Source organism: Geodermatophilus arenarius, assembly GCF_042654585.1.
GTDB classification, from domain to species: Bacteria; Actinomycetota; Actinomycetes; order Mycobacteriales; family Geodermatophilaceae; genus Geodermatophilus; species Geodermatophilus arenarius.
Map to the genome: position 1 here is coordinate 1 of NZ_JBHSGR010000031.1, position 16,623 is coordinate 16,623.

At 75.6% G+C, this 16,623-nt stretch carries 18 protein-coding genes; 8 read left to right on the forward strand and 10 right to left on the reverse strand.

Going from position 1 to position 16,623, the window contains the following annotated elements:
- Window positions 1-231 (reverse strand): hypothetical protein (locus tag ACFO3M_RS21045; RefSeq protein ID WP_387993628.1); only part of this gene is annotated, 231 nt, incomplete at its 3' end.
- A gap of 236 nt (window positions 232-467) precedes the next feature.
- On the opposite strand from ACFO3M_RS21045, the gene lexA reads away from it, so the two are divergent.
- The gene (gene lexA, locus ACFO3M_RS21050) at window positions 468-1,247 is read left to right on the forward strand and encodes a transcriptional repressor LexA (protein WP_387993631.1); all 780 of its coding nucleotides are present in this window, start codon (window positions 468-470) and stop codon (window positions 1,245-1,247) included.
- 28 nt (window positions 1,248-1,275) lie between these two features.
- Here the strand turns inward: lexA and ACFO3M_RS21055 are convergent, their stop codons facing one another.
- The 3 genes from ACFO3M_RS21055 to hflX all read right to left on the reverse strand — a co-directional run bounded on the left by ACFO3M_RS21055 (window position 1,276) and on the right by hflX (window position 4,669).
- Window positions 1,276-2,346: a flagellar basal-body rod protein FlgG gene (locus tag ACFO3M_RS21055; protein WP_387993634.1), complete on the reverse strand. Its 1,071-nt coding sequence runs from the start codon at window positions 2,344-2,346 to the stop codon at window positions 1,276-1,278.
- Window positions 2,318-3,064, reverse strand: coding sequence for a phosphatase PAP2 family protein (locus ACFO3M_RS21060; protein WP_387993637.1), 747 nt, complete (start codon window positions 3,062-3,064; stop codon window positions 2,318-2,320). Before ACFO3M_RS21060 ends, ACFO3M_RS21055 begins: the two co-directional genes overlap by 29 nt.
- A 114-nt stretch (window positions 3,065-3,178) precedes the next feature.
- Window positions 3,179-4,669 carry a GTPase HflX gene (gene hflX, locus ACFO3M_RS21065; RefSeq protein WP_387993640.1) on the reverse strand — a complete coding sequence of 497 codons (1,491 nt, stop codon included), beginning with the start codon at window positions 4,667-4,669 and terminating at the stop codon, window positions 3,179-3,181.
- Between the two features lie 125 nt (window positions 4,670-4,794).
- Between hflX and ACFO3M_RS21070 the strand changes: the two genes are divergently transcribed.
- On the forward strand, window positions 4,795-4,998 hold the full coding sequence (locus tag ACFO3M_RS21070; protein ID WP_387993642.1) for a hypothetical protein: 204 nt from the start codon (window positions 4,795-4,797) through the stop codon (window positions 4,996-4,998).
- Here the strand turns inward: ACFO3M_RS21070 and dapF are convergent, their stop codons facing one another.
- The 3 genes from dapF to ACFO3M_RS21085 are packed head-to-tail and all read right to left on the reverse strand — an operon-like array spanning window position 4,999 to window position 7,504.
- Window positions 4,999-5,889, reverse strand: coding sequence for a diaminopimelate epimerase (gene dapF / locus ACFO3M_RS21075; protein WP_387993645.1), 891 nt, complete (start codon window positions 5,887-5,889; stop codon window positions 4,999-5,001). It abuts the gene before it with no gap.
- Entirely contained in the window at window positions 5,886-6,803 is a 918-nt protein-coding gene (gene miaA, locus ACFO3M_RS21080; protein ID WP_387993647.1) for a tRNA (adenosine(37)-N6)-dimethylallyltransferase MiaA, read from the reverse strand. Before miaA ends, dapF begins: the two co-directional genes overlap by 4 nt.
- A complete protein-coding gene (locus ACFO3M_RS21085) occupies window positions 6,800-7,504 on the reverse strand; it encodes a class III extradiol ring-cleavage dioxygenase family protein (protein WP_387993649.1) in 705 nt (234 codons plus the stop codon). The genes miaA and ACFO3M_RS21085 overlap by 4 nt, the downstream gene beginning before the upstream one ends.
- A gap of 40 nt (window positions 7,505-7,544) precedes the next feature.
- Between ACFO3M_RS21085 and ACFO3M_RS21090 the strand changes: the two genes are divergently transcribed.
- A complete protein-coding gene (locus ACFO3M_RS21090; protein WP_387993651.1) occupies window positions 7,545-9,071 on the forward strand; it encodes a DUF349 domain-containing protein in 1,527 nt (508 codons plus the stop codon).
- A gap of 53 nt (window positions 9,072-9,124) precedes the next feature.
- Here the strand turns inward: ACFO3M_RS21090 and miaB are convergent, their stop codons facing one another.
- Window positions 9,125-10,576 carry a tRNA (N6-isopentenyl adenosine(37)-C2)-methylthiotransferase MiaB gene (gene miaB / locus ACFO3M_RS21095; RefSeq protein WP_387993654.1) on the reverse strand — a complete coding sequence of 484 codons (1,452 nt, stop codon included), beginning with the start codon at window positions 10,574-10,576 and terminating at the stop codon, window positions 9,125-9,127.
- Between the two features lie 112 nt (window positions 10,577-10,688).
- Between miaB and ACFO3M_RS21100 the strand changes: the two genes are divergently transcribed.
- The 5 genes from ACFO3M_RS21100 (at window position 10,689) to ACFO3M_RS21120 (ending at window position 14,622) form a co-directional block, all read left to right on the forward strand.
- Window positions 10,689-11,444 carry an amino acid ABC transporter ATP-binding protein gene (locus ACFO3M_RS21100; protein WP_387993657.1) on the forward strand — a complete coding sequence of 252 codons (756 nt, stop codon included), beginning with the start codon at window positions 10,689-10,691 and terminating at the stop codon, window positions 11,442-11,444.
- Window positions 11,445-11,464: 20 nt separating this feature from the next.
- Complete coding sequence (locus ACFO3M_RS21105; RefSeq protein WP_387993660.1) at window positions 11,465-12,358, forward strand: glutamate ABC transporter substrate-binding protein; 894 nt, start codon at window positions 11,465-11,467, stop codon at window positions 12,356-12,358.
- Between the two features lie 85 nt (window positions 12,359-12,443).
- The gene (locus ACFO3M_RS21110; RefSeq protein WP_387993663.1) at window positions 12,444-13,094 is read left to right on the forward strand and encodes an amino acid ABC transporter permease; all 651 of its coding nucleotides are present in this window, start codon (window positions 12,444-12,446) and stop codon (window positions 13,092-13,094) included.
- The gene (locus ACFO3M_RS21115; RefSeq protein WP_387993665.1) at window positions 13,091-13,984 is read left to right on the forward strand and encodes an amino acid ABC transporter permease; all 894 of its coding nucleotides are present in this window, start codon (window positions 13,091-13,093) and stop codon (window positions 13,982-13,984) included. Before ACFO3M_RS21110 ends, ACFO3M_RS21115 begins: the two co-directional genes overlap by 4 nt.
- A gap of 110 nt (window positions 13,985-14,094) precedes the next feature.
- Window positions 14,095-14,622, forward strand: coding sequence for a hypothetical protein (locus ACFO3M_RS21120; RefSeq protein WP_387993668.1), 528 nt, complete (start codon window positions 14,095-14,097; stop codon window positions 14,620-14,622).
- A gap of 126 nt (window positions 14,623-14,748) precedes the next feature.
- Here the strand turns inward: ACFO3M_RS21120 and ACFO3M_RS21125 are convergent, their stop codons facing one another.
- Entirely contained in the window at window positions 14,749-15,252 is a 504-nt protein-coding gene (locus ACFO3M_RS21125; RefSeq protein WP_387993671.1) for a regulatory protein RecX, read from the reverse strand.
- Window positions 15,253-15,491: 239 nt separating this feature from the next.
- The gene (gene recA / locus ACFO3M_RS21130) at window positions 15,492-16,523 is read right to left on the reverse strand and encodes a recombinase RecA (protein ID WP_387993673.1); all 1,032 of its coding nucleotides are present in this window, start codon (window positions 16,521-16,523) and stop codon (window positions 15,492-15,494) included.
- Between the last annotated feature and the right edge of the window lie 100 nt (window positions 16,524-16,623).

Consider the following 16,623-nt stretch of genomic DNA (forward strand, 5'->3'; position numbering starts at 1 on the left):
GGTGCGCGCGGGAGCCGTGGCGGGACGGTCGGGCACCGGCCGCAGGTGCCCGGTGACGCGGGGACCGGAGCCCGGCAGGGCGGCGCGCTGCGCCGGCCGGTCGGCGCCACCCGGGGACGCGGGCCGGCGCGCGCCGCCGGGCGCGGTCACGCCCTCCCCGCGGAGCGGCGGCCGCCACGGGACCCGGACCGCCGCGTCGAACTCGAGCACTGCCTGCCGCACGCTGCCCATGACCGCTCCTCCTGATCAGGTCGACCGCATCGAACGCGTGTTCGATCGAACGTCTGTCCGGATGTCTACCGCACGGGTCCGACGAGTGCGAGAGCGGCGCGGCGTGTCCTTCGAACACACGTTTGAACCTGCGGCGCCGGCGCGCTACGGTCCGTGCGGGCGCACCGCCCGCCGACCGGCCCCGGGCCGGGAGGGCGACGGACGGGCCGCGGGGACGCGGCCGGCGAGGAGGAGACGTGGCGGGCACGAGCGGGACCGGCCAGGGCACCCGGGGCGGCGGCACGGCGACCCGCCGTCCGGCCGCGGAGCGCGGCGCCGGCGTGGACGGCACGGGCGCCGTGCGCACGTTCCCCGACCGCGGTGAGGCCGGCGACGGCCTGACCCAGCGCCAGCGCCGGGTCCTCGAGGTCATCCGCGACTCGATCGAGCGGCGGGGCTACCCGCCCTCGGTCCGCGAGATCGGCGAGGCGGTCGGCCTGTCGTCGGCGTCGTCGGTCGCCCACCAGCTGTCGGTGCTGCAGAAGAAGGGCTGGCTGCGGCGCGACCCCAACCGGCCCCGCGCGCTCGACGTGCGGCTGCCCGGCGAGACCCCGGGCGAGGCCGCCCCGGCGGCACCCGCCGCGGCCGCCGACGGCTCGGCCGCCCCGACCTACGTGCCGCTGGTCGGGCGGATCGCGGCCGGTGGCCCGGTGCTCGCCGAGCAGGCCGTCGAGGACGTCTTCCCGCTGCCCCGCGAGCTCGTCGGCGAGGGCACGCTGTTCATGCTGCGCGTCGCCGGTGACTCGATGGTCGACGCGGCCATCTGCGACGGCGACTGGGTGGTCGTCCGCCAGCAGCCCACCGCCGAGAACGGCGAGATCGTCGCCGCGATGCTCGACGGCGAGGCCACCGTGAAGACCTACAAGCGCCGCGACGGGCACGTCTGGCTGCTGCCGCACAACCCGGCCTACGAGCCGATCCCCGGCGACGAGGCCACCATCCTCGGCCGCGTCGTCACGGTCCTGCGGCGGGTCTGAGCCGCAGGTCCCCCGCCGGCGCCGGAGCTCAGGCGCCGGCGGGCGGACCACCGGACCGGCGGCGGCGCAGCCGCCCGCCGATCCACACCAGCGCGGTCGCGACGACGGCGGCGGCCACGCCCGCGGTCACCGGCGAGAGGCCCGTGGAGTCCCCGCCGAGCAGCGCCGACGGTGAGACGTCGGCGGCGTCGGACCCTGCCGGCGCGGGCGGCGCGGACCCCGCCGGGACCGGTACCGCGGTGACGTCCCCGGGCACGCCCTCGCCCGCCACCAGCAGCGCGCTGCCGTCCGCGGTGAACGACACCGCCTCCCCCTGCGGTGCCTCGGGCAGCGCGATCCGCACCGGCTCGCCGGCCAGCGCCCCCGGGACGTCGGCACCGGTCAGCGGCCAGACGTAGGCGTCGGTGTACGTGCGCAGCGCGATGCGGCTGCCGTCGCGGGCGACCGCCCCGCCGGTGACCAGCAGCTGACCGGCCCGGCCCACGGGACCGCCCGGCGTGCCGGTGAGCGTGAACGCGACCGTGCCGACGTCGGCCAGCGCGACCGTGCCGCCGTCGACCAGCGGAGCGGCGGGCCGGTAGACGTGGCTGGCCCCGAGCACCTCCTTGGTCACCACGTACGGGGTGCCGTCGGGGGCCAGCAGCAGCGCCTCGGCGTCGTGCGGGCCGTCGGGATAGGTCAGCCGGTACAACGCCGTCCCGCCGTCGGGGCGCAGCGCGACGAGCGCGACCGTCGTCCGGACCGTGGTGTTGTCGCCGGTGTCGGCCAGCCACACGGTGCCGTCGGGACCGACGCCGAGGTCCTCGGGGTCGTAGGGGTCCACGGGCGCGGTGGTCACGTCGACCACCTGGCACGCGTCGTCGAGCACGTACACCGCCACCTGGTCCCCGCCGTCGACCACGGCGAGCATCCGGTCGCCGACGTCGACGAGGCCGGAGAGCTCGGCCAGCCGCGGGTCGGTCACCTGGCAGCGGACCGACGGGGCGGCCGGCTCCTCGGCGGCGGCCGGGGCCGCCGGGAGGGCGAGCAGGCCCGCGGTCAGCAGGACGGCCGGTGCCCGCCGGGCGGCGCTACGCGGACGGGCGGCCGGCTCGGGCACTCGCCCAGCGTGACAGCACCAGCGCGTCGAGTGCGTGAACCACGCCCAGCAGCAGCAGCCCGACGGCCGCGCCCACCACGGCGTCGGTGACCCAGTGGAAGTCCAGCGAGACCATCGCGATCCCGGTGGCCACCGGCCCGACGACGGCCAGCCACCACAGCGTGCGCTGCACCCGCGGCCCGAGCCTGTACTCGACCGCCTGCCAGCGCGCCACGCCCCACATGAGCACGGCGTTGGCCACGTGCCCGGAGGGGTAGCTGGCGCCGTCGCGGTGGAAGAAGGAGCCGGGATAGGCGGGCGCGGTGCGGCCGGTGCCGAACTTGAACGCGTAGACGACGACGGTGAGCAGCGCCAGCGCCGTGACCACCCGCACCAGCGGCAGCAGCGTCCGTTCCCGCAGGCACAGCCAGCCGACCAGGGCGGCGAGCACGATGAGGATCGTCCCGCGGCCGCCGATCTGGGTGACCGCCCAGACCGGCCAGTAGGCCGGGGAGTTCCGCAGGTCCCAGGCGCTGACCACCTCGGAGACCTCGAGGTCCAGCCGCTCGAGCACCCCGCGGCTGAGCAGGTCGACGGTCACCCCGACGGTGACCGCGAACGCGACGACCAGCAGCCACCACGGCGGGCGGCCGGCACCCACCACGGCGGGCGGCCGGGCGGCCCGCTCCGGGCGCCCGGCCGGCGCGCCGGGAGTGCGCCGCACCACGCCGCTGGTCACCGGATCACGGTACCGGGCCGTGACCCGTCCGTGACCTCGGCGGGCCGGAACGGCGAGCCGCCCGGGCACCCGGCGCGGAGCCGGGCACCCGGGCGGCCCTGGGTGCAGGGGCGGTCAGCCGACCGGGACGGCGAACCGCTCGAGCGCGGCGGCCAGCCCGCCGTCGACGCGGGCGGTCAGCCGGGTGCCGGCGGCCTCGTGCTCCTCGCTGAGCACCTCGCCGTCGCGGTGCACGCGGGCGACCAGGTCGCCGCGGTCGTAGGGCACGAGCACCTCGACCTCGACGTCCGGGTGCGGCAGCCGGGCGGCCACGACCTCGCGCAGCTGCTCGAGGCCCTCACCGGTGCGCGCGGAGACCCAGACGGCACCGGGCAGCGCCCGGCGCAGGGTCAGCACGTCGTCCTCGGTCATGGCGTCGACCTTGTTGACGACGATCAGCTCGGGCACCGCCGCGGCGTCGATCTCCCGCAGCACCACGTGCACCGCGTCGATCTGGCCGAGCGGGTCGGGGTCGGAGCCGTCGACGACGTGCAGCAGCAGGTCGGCGCCGGCCACCTCCTCCAGCGTGGAGCGGAAGGCGTCGACGAGCTGGTGCGGCAGGTGCCGCACGAAGCCGACCGTGTCGGTGAGCGTGAACTCACGGCCGTCGGGCGTCATGGCGCGGCGCACCGTCGGGTCCAGCGTGGCGAACAGCGCGTTCTCCACGAGCACGCCCGCGCCGGTCAGCCGGTTGAGCAGGCTGGACTTGCCGGCGTTGGTGTACCCGGCGATCGCCACGCTCGGGACGGCGTTGCGGCTGCGGGACTGCCGCTGGGTGACCCGGGCGGTGGCCATGCCGGTGATCTCCCGGCGCAGCTTGCTCATCCGGGACCGGATCCGCCGCCGGTCGGTCTCGATCTTGGTCTCACCGGGGCCGCGGGTACCGATGCCGCCACCGCCGGCGACACGCCCACCGGCCTGCCGGGACATCGACTCACCCCACCCGCGCAGGCGCGGCAGCATGTACTGCATCTGCGCCAGCTCGACCTGGGCCTTGCCCTCCCGGCTGGTGGCGTGCTGGGCGAAGATGTCGAGGATCAGCGCGGTCCGGTCGACCACCTTGACCTTGAGGATCTTCTCCAGCGCGTTGAGCTGGCCGGGGGTCAGCTCGCCGTCGCAGATCACGGTGTCGGCACCGGTCGCGGCCACGATGTCGCGGATCTCGTTCGCCTTGCCCGAGCCCACGTAGGTGCCGGCGTCGGGCTTGTCCCGCCGCTGGCTCACCGCCTCGAGGACCTGGGAGCCCGCGGTCTCAGCCAGGGCGGCGAGCTCGGCCAGCGAGCGGTCGGCGTCGGCCTGGGTGCCCTCGGTCCACACACCGACGAGCACCACGCGCTCGAGGCGCAGCTGCCGGTACTCGACCTCGGTGACGTCGGCGAGCTCGGTGGACAGCCCGGCGACGCGGCGCAGCGCGCCACGGGCCTCCAGGGCGTAGGAGCCGGTGGTGTCGTCGTCCTCGTCCCACTGGCCGGCCGGCGCGGGACGGGTCTCGGCGAGCGTGTCGTCGTCGAGCGGGGTGCTCTCGGGGGCGGTCGTCATCACGTCCAGCGTGACACGCGAGGCCACGCCGGTCACCTGGGTTGTCGTCTCTGCAGTCGTCATACGCCCCCTACAACACCGGAACGGGTCAGGTGCATCCCGCCGGGAGGCGGGTAGGGCGGGACGGACACCACAGCCGAGGAGGAACTCCCGTGAGCACCAGCAGCGACGCCGGCACCGACGACCCCGGCCGCGACCCCGTCGGCCTCGAGGTGCCGCGCAACCCCTTCGGCGGCGCCGACCAGGACACCGGGGCCGGCAAGCCGCGCGGCACCGGCAACGTGGGCCCCGGCGACAAGCCCGAGGCGCCGACCGACGAGCCCGAGACCCGCGCCGACACCCCGGACAACCCCTAGTCAGGCGCCGAGCCACTCCCGGGTCAGCTCGCCGGAGGCGACGACGACGGCGGGACCGCGCAGCACCGTCGTCTCCGGGGAGACGTCCACCGTGAGCCGGCCGCCGGGGACGTCGACGACGACGGTGCCGCGCACCGCGGCGTCGTCCGCGCCGGCCGCCAGCGCCGCGTACGCCGTGGCGCAGGCGCCGGTGCCGCAGGAGCGGGTCTCCCCCACCCCGCGCTCGTGCACCCGCAGCCGCACGTGCGCGTCGGCGCCCTCGGCCGGGCTCGCGAGCACCCGCACGAACTCGACGTTGACGCCCTCGGGGAACAGGCCGGTGTCGAAGCCCGGCTGCCGGCCGAGGTCCAGGGCGTCGAGGTCGGCGTCGGTCAGGCAGACCAGGTGGGGGTTGCCCATCGACACCGCCTGACCGGGGAACGCCTGGCCGCCGACGGTGGCCTCGCCGCGGCCGAACGGCCGGGCCGGGCCCATGTCGACCCAGTAGGTGCCGTCGGCGCCCGCGCCGACCCGCCGCGGGCCGCCCCGGGTGCCGACCAGCACGCCGTCGGCGCAGGCGGCGCGGTCGAGCAGGCCCTCGGTGACCAGCGCGTGCAGGAACAGCCGGATGCCGTTGCCGCACATCTCCGCGTGTGAGCCGTCGGCGTTGCGGTGGTCCATGAACCACTCGCAGGCGTCGAGGGCGTCGCCGAGGACGGCGGCCGCGTCGGGCACGTGCCGGCTGCGCACGACCCGCAGGACGCCGTCGCCGCCGAGGCCGGCGCGGCGCTCGCACAGCCGCTGCACGAGGGCGGCGTCGAGGCGGTCCTCGGGCCAGCGGTCCCCGTCGGGGTCGGGCAGGACGACGAAGTCGTTCTCGGTGCCGTGCCCGAGGAGGAACCGGTCGCTCACCGCCCGATCGTACGGCCGGCGAGCAGCGTCCCGACGGCGTCGGCGAGGTCGGGGCGGGCGGCGTCGAACCACGTCGTCGCCGCGTCCCGGCGGAACCAGGAGCGCTGCCGGCGGACGAAGCGGCGGGTGGTGCCCACCGTCCGCTCGCGCGCCTCGGCGGGCGTGAGCGCGCCGTCGAGCTGGGCGAGGACCTGCGCGTAGCCCAGCGCCCGGGAGGCGGTGGGACCCTCGCGCAGGCCCTCGGCCACCAGTGCCTCGACCTCGGCGACGAACCCGGCGGCCCACATCCGGTCCACCCGGGCGGCGACCCGCTCGTCGAGCTCGGCGGGCTCGCGGTCCAGGCCGACGACCACCGCCGGGTAGTGCGGCCGCGGCTCGGGCAGCGTCGCGCGGAACGGCCGGCCGGTGATCTCCACGACCTCCAGCGCGCGCACGATCCGCCTCCCGTTCGACGGCAGGACCGCCGCCGCGGCGGCGGGGTCGACCGCGGCCAGCCGGGCGTGCAGCGCGGCGGGGCCGGACTCCTCCAGCTCCGCCTGCAGCCGGGCCCGCACGGCGGGGTCGGTGCCGGGGATGTCGAGGTCGTCGAGGACGGCGCGCACGTACAGCCCCGACCCGCCGACCAGCAGCGGCAGCACCCCGCGCGCCCGCAGCCGGTCCACCTCCGCCCGCGCCAGCCGCGCGTACTCGGCCACCGACGCCGCCTGCCGCACGGACCAGACGTCGAGCAGGTGGTGCGGCACGCCCTGCCGCTCGGCGAGGTCGGGCTTGGCGGTGCCGATGTCCATGCCGCGGTAGAGCTGCATCGAGTCGGCGTTGACCACCTCGCCGCCGAGCCGCTGCGCCAGCGTCACCGCGAGCGCGGTCTTGCCGGTCGCCGTCGGCCCCACGACGGCGACGACGGGCGGCGTCACGGTGTGGTCCCGGCGGCCGTCCAGGACGCCACGAGGTAGCCCACGCCGAACGGGGCGTCGTCGAAGCGCAGCTCGGCGGCGACGTCCCGGCCGGCCAGCAGCGCGCCGGCCGCCCGCCAGGCCGGCACGCCGGCCGCCAGCAGCCGTTCCCCCTCGTCCGGGTCCACCGCGGCGAGCGCGTCGGCGTCCCCCGCGGCCAGGGCCTCGGCGACGGCGGCGTCGAAGGGCGCGGCGGCGGGGTCGAGGTGGCCGGGCGCCTTCTCGCTGCGGCGCGCGGAGCCGTCGCCCATGACCAGCAGGCCGGCACCGGGCAGCTCCGCGACGGCGGCGGCGAGGTCGCCGGGGCCGACGCCGACGCGCGGGCCGGGGTGCCCGGCGCGGCGCAGCAGCCACGCGCCGACGGTCAGCGACAGCGGCAACCGCCGGCCGCCGGGCCGCACCTCCCCGTCCAGCGGCACCTCGACGTCCACGCCGAACCCGCGCAGGTCCCCGGCGTCGCCCGGGCCGTGCCGGCCCTCCGCGTCGGGGCCGACGACGACCACCGGGCCCGGTGCGGCCGCCACCAGCGCGGCGACCGCGTCGGTGCACGCGGCACGCAGCGCGGCGGTGTCCGCGGCGGCCCGTCCGGCGACCTCGGGGAGCAGCAGCGGCGGGCACGGGCAGAACGCGACCGGGACGGCTGCGGCGGGACTGCTGCTCACCGGAGCAGTCTCGCCGATGCGGCGTGGGACACTGCGGTGCGTGTCGAGCACGACGAACCCCGGAGACGGGTCGCAGCAGGTCCCCACGCCCGAGACGGCGGGTCCCGACGCGGTCACCCCGGAGGCCGGGACGCCCGCCGCGCCCACCCCCGACGCGGCGGCGCTGGCCGACCCGGCGGCGGGCGGGAGCGCTCCCGAGGCCGAGGCCCCCGCCGCCGAGACCCCCGCCGCCGAGACCGCGACCCCCGAGACCACGACCCCCGAGACCGCCGCCCCGGAGACCGCCACCGACGAGGCCGTCACCCCCGAGGCCGCGCCGCCCGCCGGGGTGGTGACCGCGCCGGCCGCCGAGGCGGCGTCGGACCCCGCGCAGTGGGGCCGGGTCGACGAGGACGGGACCGTCTACGTGCGCACCGCCGACGGCGAGCGCGCGGTCGGCTCCTGGCAGGCCGGCGACCCGGCCGCGGGCCTGGCGCACTTCGCCCGCCGCTACGACGACCTGGCGACCGAGGTCGGGCTGCTCGAGGCCCGGCTGAAGGCGCACACCGGCAACCCGAACGAGATCAAGGCCAAGGCGCAGGCGCTGGCCGACACCATCCCCGCGGCCACCGCCGTCGGCGACCTCGACGGGCTGGCCGCCCGCGCCCGCGCGATGGTCGACACCGCCGACTCCGCCGCCGCCGAGTCGCGCGCCGAGAAGGCCGCCGCCCGCGCCGCGCAGGTCGCCCGCAAGGAGGCGCTGGCCGCCGAGGCGGAGCAGATCGCCGCGGAGTCGACGTCGTGGAAGGCCGCCGGCGACCGGCTCAAGGCGATCGTCGAGGAGTGGAAGACCATCCGCGGGATCGACCGGAAGACCGACGAGGCGCTGTGGTCGCGCTTCGCGGCCGCCCGGGACGCCTTCGGCCGCCGCCGCGGCGCGCACTTCGCCGCCCTCGACGCCCAGCGCGGCGAGGCGCGCGCGGCCAAGCAGGAGCTCATCGCCGAGGCGCAGCGGCTGTCGACGTCGACCGACTGGGGCCCGACCAGCGCCGCGATGCGGTCGCTCATGGACCGCTGGAAGGCGGTGCCGCGCACCGGCCGCGACGGCGACGACGACCTGTGGAAGCAGTTCCGCGCCGCGCAGGACGTCTTCTTCACCGCCCGCGCGGAGTCGGACAAGGCGCGCAACTCCGAGCAGCTGGCCAACCAGCAGGCGAAGGAGGAGCTGCTGGCCGAGGCCGAGAAGCTCGACCCGTCGACCGACCTGCGCGGCGCCCAGGCCGCGCTGCGCCGGATCCAGGAGCGCTACGACGCCATCGGCCACGTGCCGCGCGGCGCGATGCGCTCGCTGGAGGACCGCATGCAGGCCGTCGAGCAGCGGGTCCGCGGCGCCGCGGACGCCGGCCGGGTGCGCACCGCGCCGGAGAACCCGATGGTCGCCTCGATGCGGGCCGCCGTCACCAAGGCCGAGGAGCAGCTGGCCAAGGCCGAGGCCTCCGGGGACGCGAAGCGGATCTCCCGGGCGCGGGCGGACCTGGAGACCCGCCGCGAGTGGCTGGCCGAGGCCGAACGGTCCTCCCGCCGCTGACCGTCCGCACACGGGAGGGGCCCGCCCGGGGATCCGGGCGGGCCCCTCCCGTGTCAGGCGGGTGCGCCGATGCGCGGCATGCCGAGCAGCACGCCGGGCGTGGTCGGGCGGGTACCGGCCTCGTGCGCGTCGCCGGCGCGGGTGCGGCGGTGCGACAGCAGCGGGCCGTCGGCGACCAGGTGGTGCGGCGCGGCCGCGGTGACGACGGTCGCGACGACGTCACCGGGGCGCACGCCCTCGCCGCCGGCGAAGTGCACCAGCCGCCCGTCGCGGGCGCGGCCGCTCATCCGGCCGGTGCGGGCGTCCTTGCTGCCCTCCCCCGCGGCGGCCAGCAGCTCCACCGTGCGGCCGACCTGCGCGCGGTTCTCCGCCCAGCTGATCTCGTCCTGCAGCGCGGTCAGCCGCAGGTAGCGCTCCTGCACGACCTCCTTGGGCAGCTGGCCGTCCATCGTGGCGGCCGGCGTCCCGGGACGCTTGGAGTACTGGAAGGTGAACGCGCTCGCGAAGCGGGCCCGCCGCACCACCTCGAGGGTCTGCTCGAAGTCGGCCTCGGTCTCGCCGGGGAACCCGACGATGATGTCCGTGGTGATCGCGGCGTCCGGCATGGCGGCGCGGACCCGGTCGATGATCCCGAGGTAGCGGTCCTGCCGGTAGCCGCGGCGCATCCGGCGCAGCACGTCGTCGGACCCCGACTGCAGCGGCATGTGCAGCTGGTGGCACACCGCCGGCGTCTCGGCCATCGCCTCGATGACGTCGTCGGTGAACTCCCGCGGGTGCGGGCTGGTGAACCGGAGCCGCTCCAGGCCCTCGATCCGGCCGGCGGCGCGCAGCAGGTCGGCGAACGCGCCCCGGTCCCGGAACTCGACGCCGTAGGCGTTGACGTTCTGCCCGAGCAGGGTCACCTCGAGCACGCCCTGGTCGACCAGCGCCTGCACCTCGGCCAGGATCTCGCCCGGCCGGCGGTCCTTCTCCTTGCCGCGCAGCGCCGGGACGATGCAGAACGTGCAGGTGTTGTTGCAGCCGACGCTGATCGACACCCACCCGGAGTAGGCGGAGTCCCGCTTGGCCGGCAGCGTCGAGGGGAAGACCTCGAGCGCCTCGGCGATCTCCACCTGCGCCTCGGCGTTGTGCCGGGCCCGCTCCAGCAGCGCCGGCAGCGACCCGACGTTGTGCGTCCCGAAGACGACGTCGACCCACGGCGCCCGCTGCACGATCTCGCCGCGGTCCTTCTGCGCCAGGCACCCGCCGACGGCGATCTGCATGCCCGGGTGCGCGTCCTTCACCGGGCGCAGGTGGCCGAGGTTGCCGTAGAGGCGGTTGTCGGCGTTCTCCCGCACGGCGCAGGTGTTGAGCACGACGACGTCGGCGTCCTCGCCCTCGGGCGCCGCCGCGTAGCCGGCGGCCTCCAGCAGCCCGGACAGCCGCTCGGAGTCGTGCACGTTCATCTGGCACCCGTAGGTGCGCACCCGGTAGGTGCGCGGCGGGCTGGCGACCTCGGTTCCCATGACGCCTGCGAGGGTACGGCGCGACACCGGTCACACGGCGTCACCGCCTTCGTTACTCGACCGTGACGCCCCCGGGGCGTCGGCACCTGCTCACGGCCCTAGGGTTCCGGACGTGACCAGCCAGCTCGCCGGAGGACCTCTCGTCCAGCTGACCGGCGTCAACAAGTGGTTCGGTGACCTGCACGTCCTGCAGGACATCGACCTCTCGATCGACCGCGGCGAGGTCGTCGTGGTCATCGGGCCGTCCGGGTCGGGCAAGTCGACGCTGTGCCGCGCGATCAACCGGCTGGAGGCCATCCAGCAGGGCGAGATCCGCATCGACGGCGAGAAGCTGCCCGAGGAGGGCAAGGCGCTCGCCCGGCTGCGCAGCGACGTCGGCATGGTCTTCCAGAGCTTCAACCTCTTCGCCCACAAGACGATCCTCGAGAACGTCACCCTCGCCCCGACGCGCGTGCGCCGGATGCCGAAGGCCGACGCCGAGCGGCGGGCGCGCGAGCTGCTCGACCGGGTCGGCGTCGGGCACCAGGCCGACAAGTACCCCGCCCAGCTGTCGGGCGGCCAGCAGCAGCGCGTGGCCATCGCCCGCGCGCTGGCCATGGACCCCAAGGTCATCCTCTTCGACGAGCCGACGTCGGCCCTCGACCCCGAGATGATCAACGAGGTCCTCGACGTCATGACCTCGCTGGCCCGCGAGGGCATGACGATGGTCGTCGTCACCCACGAGATGGGCTTCGCCCGCCGGGCGGCCAACCGGGTGGTGTTCATGGACGGCGGCCGGATCGTCGAGTCCGCCGACCCGGAGACCTTCTTCACCAGCCCGCGCTCGGAGCGGGCCCGCGACTTCCTGTCCAAGATCCTCAACCACTGACCCACCCGGGAGGACACCCCATGCGCAGCACCCGACGGCTCGCGGCCCTGGCCACCCTCGGCCTGGCCCTGGCCGCCTGCTCCAGCGAGGCGGGCACCCAGGCCGAGGAGTCGGCCGAGAACACCGCCGAGGTCCAGGAGGACGTCGAGTTCGAGGCCGGCACGACGATGGCCGAGCTCAACGAGGCCGGTGCCATCACCATCGGCACCAAGTTCGACCAGCCCGGCTTCGGCCTGCTCAACCCGCAGACCGGGGACCCCGAGGGCTTCGACGTCGAGATCGCCAAGATCGTCGCGGCCGAGCTGGGCATCCCGGAGGACGGCATCACCTGGACCGAGACGGTGTCGGCCAACCGGGAGCCGTTCATCCAGAACGGCCAGGTCGACATGGTCGTGGCCACCTACACGATCAACGACGCCCGCAAGCAGGTCGTGGACTTCGCCGGGCCGTACTACATCGCGGGCCAGGACATCATGGTCGCCGAGGGCAACCCCGAGGGCATCGAGGGCCCCGACGACCTGGCCGGGAAGACCGTGTGCTCGGTCGAGGGCTCGACGCCCGCGCAGAACATCCGGGACAACTACCCGCAGGCCCAGCTGGTCACCTACGACGTCTACTCCAAGTGCGCCGACGACCTGCGCAACGGCAACGTGCAGGCGGTGACGACGGACAACGTCATCCTCACCGGCCTGGTCGCCGGCAGCGACGGCGCCTTCGAGCTGGTGGGCAACCCGTTCACCGAGGAGCCCTACGGCATCGGGCTCGAGCTCGGTGACACGGACTTCCGCAACTTCATCAACGACGTCCTCGAGGAGTCCTTCGAGGACGGCCGCTGGGCCGACGCGTGGGACCGCACCGCCGGCTCCATCACCGGCGAGGAGGCCCCCGAGCCGCCGACGGTCGACCGGTACTGATCCCACTCGACCCGGACGGACGCGACGCCGCCGGGCGGGCTCCCGCCCGGCGGCGTCGCCCCGTCCCCGACCTCTCGAGGGCGCGGTGCAGTTCCTCAGCGACAACTCCGACCTGTTGTGGAGCGCGTTCCTGACGACGCTCTCCCTCGCCGTCGTCAGTGGCGTGTGCGCCCTGGTGCTCGGCACCGTGCTCGCGGGCATGCGGGTGAGCCCCGTCCCGCCGCTGCGCGGGCTGGCGACCTTCTACGTCGAGGTCTTCCGCAACACCCCGCTGACGGTGGTGTTCTTCTTCCTCGCCTTCGGCATCGTGCAGATCGACCTGCAGTTCCCGAGCCGGTTCGTCACCGCCGTCGCCGCGCTGTCGCTCTACACCGCCGCGTTCGTCTGCGAGGCGCTGCGCTCGGGCATCAACGCCGTCCCGCCGGGGCAGGCGGAGGCCGCCCGCGCGCTGGGCCTGACCTTCGGCCAGTCGCTGCGCCAGGTGGTGCTCCCCCAGGCCTTCCGCACCGTGGTGCCGCCGCTGGGCAACGTGTGGATCGCGCTGGCGAAGAACACCTCGATCGCCGCCGGCTTCGCGGTGACGGACCTGACCGCCGCCCTGCAGCGGCTGGCCAACACCAACGCCGACCAGCTGCTCGCCGTGTTCGCCGCGGTCGTCGCCGGCTACCTGGTCATCACACTGCCCTCCGCCTGGCTGATCCGGGTGGTCGAGAACCGGGTGGCGATCGTCCGATGAGCAGCACCGTCCTGTTCGACCTGCCCGGCCCGCAGGCCCGCCGTCGCCAGCGGATCGGCACCGTCGTCGGCGCGCTGGTCATCGCGGCCCTCGTCGGGTGGGCGCTGTGGCGCCTGGGCGTCAACGGCCAGCTCGAGCCCGACCGCTGGGCCATCCTGTTCGACCCGGCGTCCGGGGTGCCGCAGGCGCTGTGGGAGGGCCTGGTCAACACCATCGCCGCGGCCGCCGTCGGCATGGTGCTGGCCACCCTGCTCGGCGCGCTGCTCGCCGTGGGGCGGCTGTCCGACCACGCCTGGGTGCGGGCCCCGGTCGGTGTGGTGATCGAGTTCTTCCGCGCCGTGCCGCTGCTGATCCTGATCCTGTTCTGCCTGCTGTTCCTGCCGACCGTCGGCGTCCCGATGACCGCGTTCCGCGCGCTGGTCCTCGGCCTGACGCTCTACAACATGGCCGTGCTGGCCGAGATCTTCCGCGCCGGCATCCTGTCGGTGGACCGCGGGCAGCGGGAGGCGGCCTTCGCCCTCGGCATGCGCAAGACGCAGGTCATGACCCTGGTCCTGCTGCCCCAGGCGGTGCGGCGGATGCTGCCGGTGCTGGTGGCCCAGCTGGTGGTGCTGCTCAAGGACTCGTCGCTGGGCTTCATCGTCGGCTACGTCGAACTGCTGCGGACCGCCCGGAGCCTGGTGGAGTTCTTCGCCTTCTCCTTCGGCAACACCTACACGTTCCAGCTGTACGTGGCCGCCGCGGTGATCTACATCGTGGTCAACGTGCTGCTGTCCTGGCTGGCCAGGTACGTGGAGAAGCGCACCCGGCGGAACACGAAGGCGGCCGCGGCCAAGGACGTCGAGCTGCCCGCCGACGTGCAGATGGGCGGGGGCGGCGGGCCGGTCTGACCCGGGGGCCGCGGGACACGGAACGGTCACGCGGCGTCCCGTCCGCCCCGCCGCGCACCCGGGGCGCGCGGGTGGTCAGCCCGCGCGGCGGGGCTGCCGAGAGGGGACCCGTGGACACCGCTCTCCGCCCCGCCGTGCCGCCGCTGCCCTCGGTGGTGCGCCTGCCCGAGGGACAGGTCGACGTCGCCCAGGACTTCGTGAACCGCCTGCGCGCGGCCGCCGTGCAGTTCGCCGTCGCCGCCGGTGCCCAGACCGCCGTGGTCCGCGAGGCCGTGCCGCCGGCCCGGCACCGGCGGGCCCGCTGCCGGGTGGTGCTGCGCGCCGCCGACGGCAGCGAGCGCGACCTGACCTTCCTCGGCCCGGTCAGCCGGCCGGCCGTGCTGCCCGACCGCACGTTCGAGCAGCAGATCCAGCAGTGGCTGGCCGCCCGGGTGAGCGACGGGGGCGAGTGGCTGGTGGCCGACGACGAGGCGCCCGACGGCGTCGCCGTGGACCTCACCGCGTGGACCGGCCGGCCCGCGGCGGCCGGCCTGCCGACCCAGGCGATGCCGCTGCAGAGGGCCCAGGCGGTCCCGGGGCCCGCGCACGCGCCGGCGACCGAGGCGGTGCCCGCCGTCGCCACCCCGCTCGCGGGCTGACCCCACTCCGGACGGACAGCGGCCGGACGGACAGCGGCCGGACGGACAGCGGCCGGACGGACAGCGGCCGGACGCCCCGAGGGCGGCCGGCCGCTGTCGTTCCGTGGACGGACGGGGACGGGCCCGTCAGAGGTCGGCGTCGTCCCAGCCCGCGGAGTCCTCGTCGGTGTCGGTGCCGAAGCCGGTCTCGTCCATGACCTCGCGCACCACGCCCGCGGCCAGGCCGCCGTTGTAGCCCTTGCGCGCGAGCATCCCGACCAGCCGGCGGGTGGCGGTGACCCGGTCCACCCGGCGCAGCGCCGGGAGCCGGCGCTCCACCAGGTGGCGGGCGGCGGCCCGCTCGTCCTCCTCGTCGACCTGCGCGAGGGCCTGCTCGGCGTCCTCGCCGTCGACGCCCTTGGCGCGCAGCTCGGCCCGCAGCGCCCGCCGGGCCAGGCCGCGGCCGGCCTGCCGGGAGCTCACCCACGCGCGGGCGAAGGCGGCGTCGTCGATGAGCCCGACGTCGCCGAACCGGTCGAGGACCGCGGTCGCGGCCTCCTCCGGGACGCCGCGGCGCTCGAGCAGGTCGGCCAGCTGCCGGCGGGTCCTGGCCGCGCCGGTCAGGGCCCGCAGGCAGATGGCCCGGGCCACCGACTCCGGGTCCCCCGGGTCGTCGGCGTCGCGGTCCCAGGGGACGGGTGCGGTTCCCGCACCGGCGGCGGCCGGGCCGTCCGGGTCAGGGGACGGCCCGGACCGCCGCCGCCCGCGCCCACCCCGGCCCGGGGAGCCCGGCTGGCGGGCTCCCCGGCCGCGGCGGCCTGCGGGGCGATCGGCCTGCTCGGGCCCGGCCTCCTCGGGAGCCGGGCCGGACCAGCCGGTCACGAGGTCGCTCAGAAGTCGACCGGGTCAGCGGCCGGGGCGTCGACCTGCGGGCCGATGCCCAGCTTCTCCTTGACCTTCTTCTCGATCTCGTCGGCGAGGTCGGGGTTGTCGCGGAGGAACGTGCGGACGTTCTCCTTGCCCTGGCCGAGCTGGTCGCCCTCGTACGTGTACCAGGCACCGGACTTGCGGATGAAGCCCTGCTCGACGCCGGCGTCGATGAGGCCGCCCTCGCGGCTGAACCCGACGCCCCACAGCAGGTCGAGCTCGGCCTGCTTGAACGGCGCGGCGACCTTGTTCTTGACGACCTTGACGCGGACCCGGCTGCCGACGGCCTCGGTGCCCTGCTTGAGGGTCTCGATCCGGCGGACGTCCAGGCGGACCGACGAGTAGAACTTCAGCGCGCGGCCACCGGTGGTCACCTCGGGCGAGCCGTAGACGATGCCGACCTTCTCGCGCAGCTGGTTGATGAAGATCGCGGTGGTGCCCGAGTTGTTCAGCGCACCGGTGATCTTCCGCAGCGCCTGGCTCATGAGGCGGGCCTGCAGACCGACGTGGCTGTCACCCATCTCGCCCTCGATCTCGGCGCGGGGCACGAGGGCCGCCACGGAGTCGATGACGATGATGTCGAGCGCGCCGGAGCGGATCAGCATGTCGGCGATCTCGAGGGCCTGCTCACCGGTGTCGGGCTGGCTGACCAGCAGCGCGTCGGTGTCGACGCCGATGGCCCGGGCGTACTCCGGGTCGAGCGCATGCTCGGCGTCGATGAAGGCCGCGATGCCGCCGGCGGCCTGGGCGTTGGCCACCGCGTGCAGGGCGACCGTGGTCTTGCCGGAGGCCTCCGGGCCGTAGACCTCGATGATGCGGCCGCGGGGCAGGCCGCCGATGCCGAGCGCGATGTCGAGGGCGATCGAGCCGGTCGGGATGACCTTGATCGCCTGCGCGGTGCTGTCGCCCAGGCGCATGACCGAGCCCTTGCCGAACTGCTTGTCGATCTGGGCGAGGGCCATGTCGAGGGCCTTGTCGCGGTCGAGCGTTGCCATGGTGCTCACCTTCGGGAAGTCGCGTGTCGTGGAGTCGATGCGGTGTCGGAGGGGAACGCTAGGCCGGGGGTCTGACACTTTCCGGTGACCGACTCGACCT

What these genes read in the sequence shown, in the direction of transcription:
- recA (WP_387993673.1), bottom strand. Translation starts at nt 16,523, where the DNA reads ATGGCAACGCTCGACCGCGACAAGGCCCTCGACATGGCCCTCGCCCAG.
- miaB (WP_387993654.1), bottom strand. Translation starts at nt 10,576, where the DNA reads ATGGGAACCGAGGTCGCCAGCCCGCCGCGCACCTACCGGGTGCGCACC.
- ACFO3M_RS21115 (WP_387993665.1), top strand. Translation starts at nt 13,091, where the DNA reads ATGAGCAGCACCGTCCTGTTCGACCTGCCCGGCCCGCAGGCCCGCCGT.
- ACFO3M_RS21105 (WP_387993660.1), top strand. Translation starts at nt 11,465, where the DNA reads ATGCGCAGCACCCGACGGCTCGCGGCCCTGGCCACCCTCGGCCTGGCC.